Here is a 3041-nt window from a genome sequence, read left to right as displayed (position 1 = left end):
CCGCCGCCTGAACCGAACCGTAGCGGAGTACCAGATCAGTCCGGGAGCTGGTTCCCAGACCGATCATCCCTGCCTTTCGACTCCTACCGAATATTCTTGAAGAAACTAGTCGTTGCCCCTTGACTTAAAACATAGGGGCACCCCCCAAACCGAGCAAAGTACGCCAACGCCTCGAACGAATCCACAGCATCCGGATTCGCGACCTTGGCCAGATCGTGCCCCTGGAGCAGCCTCTTCACCGGCACCTCGAGCTTCTTGCCCGTTTTCGTGTGCGGGATCGCAGGCACCGCAATGACGTCATCGGGCACGTGCCGCGGTGACGCTTTGGACCGCAGCTCTCCAGCGATCCGCGACCGCAACCCAGAATCCAACGAAACCCCCTCAGCCAACACGACGAACAGCGGCATCCAGTACCCGCCGTCGGGCTGTTCAGCTCCGATGACGAGGGATTCGGCTACCTCGGGGATGCCGTCGACGACGTCGTAGATGTCGGCGCTGCCCAAGCGCACGCCCTGCCGGTTGAGGGTGGCGTCCGAGCGGCCGGAGATGATGACGCTGCCGTGGTCGGTGATGGTGATCCAGTCGCCGTGGCGCCAGACTCCGGGGAACATCGAGAAGTATGTGTCGCGGTAGCGCTCACCGTCCGGGTCGTTCCAGAACTTCACCGGCATCGACGGCATCGGTGCGGTGATGACCATCTCCCCGACCTCGTCGATCAACGGCCGACCGTTATCGTCCCAGGACTCCAACGCCACACCGAGGACCGGCCGTGAGAGTTCCCCGGCCCAGACTGGGCAGTTGGGTGCGGATCCGGCGAAGCCGCTGACGACGTCCGTGCCGCCGCTCGTCGAGGCCAGCTGCACGCGTTCGACGACGGCATCGCGCACCCAGGGGAAGCAGTGGGCGGGCACGGGGGCGCCGGTGGCGCCGATCGTGCGCAGTGCGGAGAGGTCGAAGTCCGTGCCGGGTTCAAGCCCGGCCTTCATCCCGGCCAGGAAGATCCCAGGACTGACCCCGAGCACATTCGCCTTCGTGTCCGCGGCGATCTCCCACAGCCGGCCCGGCCCCGGATAGAGGGGACTGCCGTCGAAGCACACCGTGGTCGCACCGCCCACCAGCGCCGAGGCGACGAGGTTCCACATCATCCAGTTCGTATTCGTGTACCAGAAGAACCGGTCGCCCGGCCGGATGTCGAGGTGGAGACCCAGTAGGCGCAGGTGATCGATGACGACCCCGCCGTGGCTGTGTACGATCCCCTTGGGTATCCCCGTCGTGCCCGAGGAGTACAACACCCACAGCGGGGTATCGAAATCGACGCGCGCAAACTCGGGTTCGGTATCTCCGGAAGCGATATCGTCCCAGGCGGTGAGGTTCATGACCCGACCGTGTTCGTCGAGGAATTCCTCGTCGAGGTTGCCCACCCCGACCACGGCGCGCAGGCTCGGCATCCGGTGGGCCAAATCCGCGACTTGGTCGCGGCGGTCGAAGGCCTGACCGTTCCACAGGTAGCCGTCGGCGGCGAAGAGCACTTTCGGTTCGAGCTGGCCGAGTTTCGTCGCCGCACCTTCGGCGGCGTAGTCCTGGGCGCAGGCGGACCAGATGGCGCCGACCGAGGCGGTGGCGAGGAAGGCGATGAGGGTGTGGTGGGTGTTCGGCAGGTAGCCGACGACGCGGTCGGCTTCGCCGACTCCTTGCTCGCGCAGCCAGGCGGCAACGGATCCGACTTGGCAGCGCAGCTCGCACCAAGTGGTTTCGGTGCGCTCGCCGGATTCTTTGATGGTGATGATGGCCGGTTCGTCGGCGAGATTGTCATTGAGGCCGGCCCGCAGGGCGTGTTCGGCGTAGTTGAGGCGGGTGCCGGGAAACCAGGTGGCACCTGGCATGGATCGGTCGGTGAGCACTTCGGTATAAGGCTCGTCGCCGATGACGTCGAAGAAGTCCCAGACCGCACCCCAGAATCCGTCGAGGTCGTCCACCGACCATTTCCACAGATCGTCATATGTAGCCAGGCTTAGGCCGGTGCGTTGGTTGGCGAAGTCGGTGAAGTCGGCGATCTGCGGTCGCGGGGTCTGGTCGGGGTCGGGAAGCCAGATCGGTTCAGTGGTCAATTCTTCTCCTCAGTACATCGGTGTACAGCAGTGGACGAGGTCTTCACTAGCCCGAATGAGGAGAACTCGTTCTGCAGTGGAGACTCTCAGCCCACCTTACGCCGCCACTACTGCAGCCCGGATCTGCCGCCCGAAATGCGACTGCGCCGCTGGGGACCCTCAGCGGCGCAAGGCAGGGCGGTTGAGTCACAAAACATTTGAATCTTGGTTGGTGTGGTCCCTAGCGCCCCCTTGGTTTTAGCAAGTTTACGGCGGCAATTTTCGGCCGGTTACCGTATATCGTGTCCTCTTGGTGATTGAATACCTACTGGTCCTGCAATAATTTCCGCTAAGTCCTTCATTGCTCGTTTTTGGCGGAATTTCGCAGCCTCTTCAGGATCAAACAGATCTGGAACCATGAACTCGATGACGACGATAACAGAAATTGAATCCCTTGAAACTCCGCTGGCATTATCCATGCGCTCTGCAGCAATAGACCTCGAGAACATAGTCATCCTTTTCGCTACTTCGCGGGGTATTTCGTAGAAGGCTTCCTGAATTCCTATCCACTCTTCGCGATCTACAGGCAGATCGACTGCGACACCGACCCCATTGTCGGATGCCCAGGAGCGACCGATGAGGCCTTGCTCTTTAGGGAAGGCCTTGCGTCCTAGAGCCCGATACGGTTCTGCTTCTGCGCAGCGGCAAATAAGTTCGAAACTGTCAGCCTCAGAGTTTCTGAGTCCACCTTTCGCCGCCACTACTGTAGCCCGGATCTGCCGCCCGAAACGCGACTGCGCCGCTGAGAAATCTCAGCGGCGCAGTCGAAATATGGCTCTTCGCAGTTAGGGGTGTAATCGGGGTCTGAATCCTCCGGCCTCGAGCAGGCTCCGGGCGATGTAGTGGGTCAGGTTCCGGAACCCCAGCGCTGAACCACGCAAGTGTTCCAACCGG

The 3041-nt window shown here is 62.0% G+C and carries 2 protein-coding genes; both read right to left on the bottom strand.

Annotated elements, in window-relative coordinates:
• Nucleotides 1-83 precede the first annotated feature (83 nt).
• Nucleotides 84-2108 carry an acetoacetate--CoA ligase gene (locus HK353_RS16720; protein ID WP_173158003.1) on the bottom strand — a complete coding sequence of 675 codons (2025 nt, stop codon included), beginning with the start codon at nucleotides 2106-2108 and terminating at the stop codon, nucleotides 84-86.
• A 269-nt stretch (nucleotides 2109-2377) separates the two neighbouring features.
• The gene (locus HK353_RS16715; protein WP_173158001.1) at nucleotides 2378-2848 is read right to left on the bottom strand and encodes a hypothetical protein; all 471 of its coding nucleotides are present in this window, start codon (nucleotides 2846-2848) and stop codon (nucleotides 2378-2380) included.
• Nucleotides 2849-3041 lie beyond the last annotated feature (193 nt).

The organism is Brevibacterium permense (assembly GCF_013280495.1).
In the GTDB taxonomy this organism is placed as follows: Bacteria; Actinomycetota; Actinomycetes; order Actinomycetales; family Brevibacteriaceae; genus Brevibacterium; species Brevibacterium permense.
The sequence above is the reverse complement of the archived record's forward strand: the minus strand, read 5'-3'. Positions and strand labels throughout refer to the sequence as shown.